Source organism: Mycobacterium sp. IS-3022 (assembly GCF_001500065.1).
Lineage (GTDB): Bacteria > Actinomycetota > Actinomycetes > Mycobacteriales > Mycobacteriaceae > Mycobacterium.
The window spans coordinates 68,340-74,457 of sequence record NZ_LQIN01000014.1 but is presented as its reverse complement, the minus strand read 5'-3'; the positions used below and the strand labels follow the sequence as shown (position 1 = coordinate 74,457).

General features: G+C 65.2%; 4 protein-coding genes and 1 pseudogene. 4 read left to right on the top strand and 1 reads right to left on the bottom strand.

The window, feature by feature from the left end:
- The first annotated feature begins 96 nt into the window (after positions 1–96).
- The 4 genes from AU188_RS12250 to AU188_RS12235 are packed head-to-tail and all read left to right on the top strand — an operon-like array spanning position 97 to position 5,929.
- Entirely contained in the window at positions 97–1,611 is a 1,515-nt protein-coding gene (locus AU188_RS12250) for a virulence factor Mce family protein (protein WP_059163991.1), read from the top strand.
- Positions 1,612–1,613: 2 nt separating this feature from the next.
- Positions 1,614–3,224: a virulence factor Mce family protein gene (locus AU188_RS12245; RefSeq protein WP_059163984.1), complete on the top strand. Its 1,611-nt coding sequence runs from the start codon at positions 1,614–1,616 to the stop codon at positions 3,222–3,224.
- Positions 3,221–4,378 (top strand): virulence factor Mce family protein, encoded by a 1,158-nt coding sequence (locus AU188_RS12240; protein WP_059163983.1) that lies wholly within the window; start codon positions 3,221–3,223, stop codon positions 4,376–4,378. The genes AU188_RS12245 and AU188_RS12240 overlap by 4 nt, the downstream gene beginning before the upstream one ends.
- A gap of 3 nt (positions 4,379–4,381) precedes the next feature.
- The gene (locus AU188_RS12235; RefSeq protein ID WP_059163982.1) at positions 4,382–5,929 is read left to right on the top strand and encodes an MCE family protein; all 1,548 of its coding nucleotides are present in this window, start codon (positions 4,382–4,384) and stop codon (positions 5,927–5,929) included.
- 64 nt (positions 5,930–5,993) lie between these two features.
- On the opposite strand, the pseudogene AU188_RS25295 reads toward AU188_RS12235, so the two are convergent.
- Positions 5,994–6,110, bottom strand: a pseudogene (locus tag AU188_RS25295) (alpha/beta fold hydrolase); the annotation flags it as partial.
- Positions 6,111–6,118 lie beyond the last annotated feature (8 nt).

Below are 6,118 nucleotides of genomic sequence, written 5' to 3'. Positions count from 1 at the left end.
ACCATGCCTCACTCAACCTCCTCAACAACGCCGCGTTGTGGATAACGCGGGCCTGTCAAAAAGTTTGAGTCAGTGGACCGAATTCGCGTCGGACTCATGTTCATCGCAATCACCGCGTTGGTGATCGGCGTCGGTCAGACCTTCACCAGCGTGCCGATGCTCTTCGCCCGTCCTTCCTACTATGCGGAGTTCGCGAACTCGGGTGGAGTCTTCCCTGGCGACAAAGTGCGCATCGCGGGCACAGACGTCGGCATCGTGGAAGGCGTCGCGATTGACGGCGACCACGTCGCGGTGAAGTTCTCGATCGGCACCAACACCATTGGCGCCGAGAGTCGACTGGCGATTCGCACCGACACCATCCTGGGCAAGAAAGTGCTCGAGATCGAGCCGCGCGGCGATCGGCCCCTGAGGCCCGGCGAAACGCTGCCACTGGGCCAAAGCACTACCCCGTACCAGATCTATGACGCGTTCTTCGATGTCACCGAGGCCGCCGCTGGCTGGGATATCGACACCGTCAAGCAGTCACTCAACGTGCTGTCGGAAACCGTCGACCAGACCTACCCCCACCTGAGTGCCGCCCTCGACGGGGTCGCCGAGTTCTCCGACACCATCGGCAAGCGCGACGAGCAGATCACTCATCTACTGGCGCAGGCACACAAGGCGGCCGACGTACTGGGTAACCGCGCCGAAGAGTTCGACCGGTTGCTGGTCAATGCGCAGAGCCTACTGGCCGCGTTCAACAAGCGTGGTGATGCAATCGATGCACTCCTGGAACGGGTTTCGGCCTTTTCGACGCAACTGCAGGGCTTGATCGACGACAACCCGAACCTCAACCATCTCCTCGAACAGGTACGCACGCTCACCGACGTGCTCGTGGAACGCAAGGACGACTTGGGCCGGGTGCTTGTCACGCTGGCGAAGTACACCGCCGCGTTGAACGAGGGCCTGGCGTCGGGGCCGTATTTCAAGGTGATGATCGCAAACTTGCTGCCCTACCAGATTCTGCAGCCGTTCGTCGATGCCGCATTCAAGAAGCGCGGTATCGATCCTGAGAACTTCTGGCGCGGAGCGGGTCTGCCGGCATTCCGATGGCCCGACCCGAACGGGATGCGCTTCCCCAACGGCGCGCCGCCGCCGGCGCCACCGGTGTTGGAGGGCACACCCGAGAACCCGGGGCCGGCGGTCCCGCCGGGCTCGCCCTGCTCGTACACCCCACCGGCCGACGGGACACCCACTATGGCCAACCCACTTCCGTGCGCACATCTCGACCAGAGCCAGGGGCCCTTTGGACCCTTCGCAGGTTTCGGACCTCCGAACGTCGTTACGTCGCAACCCAACCCGAGCGGGCCCGGATACCAACCCGGCATTCCCATCGCCGGTGTGCCGGGAGAAACACCGCCACAAGTGCAGGGCGTGCCGGTACCGCTGCCGCCGTCGGCGCCGCGAGGAGCGCGTACGGAACCCCTTGGCCCCGTCTCGCAGCCGTTCCCTCCGCCTGCGATGCCGCCCGCGCCGTTGACAGGACCGCCACCGCCCGCGGGCCCCGGCCCGCAGGTTCCGGCCGCCCCACCGCCGGGCGTGCCGTGGCCAACGGACATTGGAGGCCACTGACGATGTCGACAATCTTCAACATTCGAAACCTCAAGCTGCCGCAGGTGTCTCGCACCGCAGTGACGCTCGGCGTCGTCGTGGTGGTATTGGCGCTCGTTGGCGTCGTGGCCGGCCGCGAGCTGTACCAGAAGTTGACGACCAACACCGTGGTCGCTTACTTCACCGAGGCCAACGCCCTCTACGCCGGCGACAAGGTCCAAATCATGGGTGTGCGCGTGGGTTCGATCGACAAGATCGAGCCGGCGGGCGACAGGATGAAGGTGACCTTCCATTACAGCAACAAGTACAAGGTCCCCGCCGACGCCTCGGTGGCGATCGTCAACCCCAGCCTGGTGGCGTCCCGGGTCATCGAGTTGACGCCGCCCTATCGCGGCGGCCCGGTGCTGGCCGACAACGCGGTGATTCCCCTCGAACGCACCCAGGTGCCGGTGGAATGGGACAACCTACGCGATCGGATCGCCAACACCCTCGACAAACTCGGCCCGACGCCCGATCAGCCCAAAGGCCCGTTCGGCGACGTCGTCGAATCGCTCGCCGACGGGCTGGCCGGCAAGGGCAACCAGATCAACACCACCTTGACCAGCCTGTCGGACGCGCTGACTGCGCTCAACAAGGGTCGTGGCGACTTTTTCGCAGTGCTGCGCAGCCTGGCGCTCTTCGTCAACGCCATGCACCAAAACCACGAACGGTTCACGCAACTCAACACCGATTTGGCACAGTTCACCACCTTGTTCACCAACACCGGTCAGGAACTCGCCGACGCGACGCAGCAGTTCGACAGCTTGATCGCCACGGCGCGCAAATTCTTCGACGACAACGCCGAGGTGCTGACCCACGACGTCAACAATCTCTCGCAGGTGACCACCGCTGTGGTGCAACCCGACCGCCTCGACGGCCTGGAAACCGCGCTGCACATCTTTCCGACGATGGCCGCCAACTTCCAGAACATCTACCAGCCTGCACACGGCGGGGTGGTCGGTCTGCCCGCCCTCCTCAACTTCGCAAATCCCTTGCAGTTGATCTGCAGCGCGATTCAAGCCGGCAGCCGGCTCGGTTATCAAGAGTCAGCTGAGCTGTGCGCTCAGTACTTGGCCCCGATCCTGGACGCGATCAAGTTCAACTACCCGCCGTTCGGCGTCAATCTGGTCAGCACGGCCGCCGCGCTGCCCAAGCACATCGCCTACTCCGAGGAGCGGCTGCGGCCCCCGCCGGGTTACAAGGACACCACCGTGCCCGGAATCTTCTCCCCGGATACACCGTTCTCGCACGGGAATCACGAGCCGGGTTGGGTGGTGGCGCCGGGGATGCAGGGCGTGGACGTGTCACCGTTCACCCGGAACATGCTGACTCCGGAGTCGTTGGCGGAGCTGTTGGGTGGATCCGATATCGCACCCCCGCCGCCGGGACAGAACATGGCAGGGCCGCCTAATGCCTACAACGAATCCAGCCCGTTGCCCCCGCCGTGGTACCCCCAGCCCGGGCCACCACCGGGCCCGGCGCCCGGAGTGGTCCCGGGCCCGGTACCGGGCGGTTCGCCGCCGGCAGGGCCTCCTGCGCCACCGCCGGGACGTCTCGCCGCCGAGGCGCCCGCACCCGCAGGACCGGGCCGATGAGCGCCACGGTGAGTTCGATACGTCACCGCGTATGGCAGGCGCTGGCGCTGCTGACTGCCGCCGCCGTGCTGACATCGTGCGCGAACTGGCGTGGCATCGCGAATGTGCCGCTGCCCGGCGGCCCGGGCACTGGCTCCGATTCCTACACCATCTACGTGCAGATGCCAGACACACTGGCGCTCAACGCCAACAGCCGGGTACGGGTGGCCGACGTCTTCGTCGGCACAGTGCGATCCATCGAACTGAAGAACTGGGTTGCCGTCTTGACCGTCGGTATCCAAAAGGGCGTCCGCCTACCGAAGAACGCCACCGCCAGCATCGGCCAGACCAGCCTGCTGGGCTCGCAACACGTCGAGTTGGCCGCGCCGGCCAACCCGTCACTGCAGCCGCTGACGGACGGCGACACCATCCCTTTGCAGAACTCTTCGGCCTACCCGACGACCGAGCGCACACTGGCCAGTGTGGCCACGGTGCTACGCGGCGGGGGCATCCCCAATCTTGAAGTGATACAGAACGAGATCTACAACATGCTGAGCGGCCGGGCCGAGGAGATTCGGGAATTCCTCGGCAAGCTGGCCACATTCACAGCGGAGCTGAACGCGCAACGCGACGACATCACCCACGCCATCGATTCCATCGACCGGCTGCTGGCGTATGTGGCCAAGCGCTCGGACACCCTGGATCGCGTACTCACCGAATTTCCACCCCTGATCAAGCATTTCGCCGACACGCAGAACCAGTTCACCGACGCGATCGATGCCGTGGGACGACTCAGCGCGGTCACCGACCAAACCCTGTCGGCGGCGCAAGCCAATCTGCACACCGACCTGCAGGCCCTTCAACGTCCACTGCGCGAACTTGGCCGCGCCTCACCCCTGCTGCTGCAAGCGCTGAAGCTGATGCTGACCGCGCCGTTCGACATCGACGCGGTGCCAAAGGCGGTCCGCGGCGACTACATCAACCTGTCGGGATATATCGACCTGACGTTGAGCGCCATCGACAACGGCATCCTCACCGGGACCGGACTCTCGGGCATGCTGCGCGCGCTCGAGCAGTCATGGGGACGCGACCCGGCAACGATGCTCCCGGACGTCCGCTTCACCCCCAACCCGAACAACGTCCCTGGGGGACCGTTGGTGGAACGGAGTGAATGAGCCGTGCTGACGCCCCAGATCAAGCGCCAACTGGTCGTCTTCGCTGTTCTGACGGCGATCGGAGTGATCGTGCTCGGCTGGTACTACATGCACATTCCTCGTCTGGCCGGCGTCGGGCAGTACGAGCTCAAGGCCGAACTCCCGTCCTCGGGTGGCTTGTATGCGACGGCCAATGTCACTTCGCGTGGTGTCACCATCGGCAAGGTCACAAACATCGAACCGACCCGACGCGGCGCCATCGCCACGATGAGCATCAGCGATCAGTACAAAATCCCTATCGACGCCACGGCCAACGTGCACTCGGTGTCGGCGGTCGGCGAGCAGTACATCGATCTGGTGTCGGAGAACAGTCCTGACCAATACTTCGCGCCCGGCCAGACCATCACCAAATCCACAGTGCCGGCCGCGATCGGGCCCGCACTGGACGCCGCCAACCGTGGGTTGGCCGCGCTGCCCGAGGACAAGATCGCCTCGCTGCTCGACGAGACGTCCCAGGCTGTCGGCGGGCTGGGGCCGGCGCTGCAGCGCCTCGTCGACTCCACTCAAGCGACCGTCGGCGATTTCAAGGCGAACATCGACGCCGTCAACGACATCATTGCGCATTCAGGCCCCATTCTCGACAGCCAGGTCAACTCCGCCGACTCCATCGAACGCTGGGCCGCCCGGTCGAACATCCTGGCCCGCCAGGCCGCAGAGACGGACCGAAACCTCAACAGCATCCTGTCAAACGCGGCACCGCTCGCCGATCAGCTCAACGCGGTGTTCGCCGGCGTCGGCGAATCGCTTCCGCAGACACTGGCCAATCTCGCGATTGTGCTCGACATGCTCAAGCGCTACCACGCCAACGCCGAACAGTTGCTGGTGCTGCTTCCCCAGCTCACGTCGATCGCGCAGACGGCGACCGCATCTGGCGAGGACATCGTGCTGGATTTCGCGTTCAGCATCAACCAGCCGCCGCCGTGCTTCACCGGGTTCCTGCCGGCCTCGGAATGGCGCGCACCCGCCGACACCAGTCAGGCGCCGTTGCCCGCGGGCATGTACTGCAAAATCCCAAAGGACACTGCCGCCAACGTGGTTCGCGGATCGCGCAACATCCCGTGTGTCGACGTCCCCGGCAAGCGCGCTGCGACGCCGCGGGAGTGCCGAAGCGACGAGCCTTACGTCCCGCTGGGCACCAACCCGTGGTACGGGGATCCCAATCAGATCTTGAGCTGCCCGGCGCCGGCTGCGCGCTGCGACCACCCGGTGGACCCTGGCAGGGTGGTCCCGGCGCCGTCGGTGAACACCGGCCTGAACCCGCTGCCCGCCGATCTGCTGCCCGGAACGCCACCGCCGGTCAGCGATCCGCTGTCGCCGCCGGGTTCGGGAACCGTCCAGTGCAGCGGGCAACAGCCCAACCCGTGCGACTACACCCCGAACACTCCTCCCGCGGCGACGTACAACCCGTCCAGCGGAGAAGTCGTCGCCCCCAACGGCGTCAAGTACGGAGTCGAACATTCGACGCACACCGGAGATGACGGATGGAAGCACATGCTGGCGCCGGCCGGATGAGTTCAAATGATCGGCCCGACAACAGGATTGGTCCCGGCTGTCGCGCCGGGTGATGAAGTAAGGCTCAGGACCGGATGAACTCCAGCAGGTCGGCGTTGATGATGTCGGCGTGCGTGGTCGGCATGCCGTGCGGAAATCCCTGGTAGGTCTTCAGCGTGCCATTCGGCAGCAGTTGGGCCGCGCGTTGCG

What these genes read in the sequence shown, in the direction of transcription:
- AU188_RS12250 (WP_059163991.1), top strand. Translation starts at nt 97, where the DNA reads ATGTTCATCGCAATCACCGCGTTGGTGATCGGCGTCGGTCAGACCTTC.
- AU188_RS12245 (WP_059163984.1), top strand. Translation starts at nt 1,614, where the DNA reads ATGTCGACAATCTTCAACATTCGAAACCTCAAGCTGCCGCAGGTGTCT.
- AU188_RS12240 (WP_059163983.1), top strand. Translation starts at nt 3,221, where the DNA reads ATGAGCGCCACGGTGAGTTCGATACGTCACCGCGTATGGCAGGCGCTG.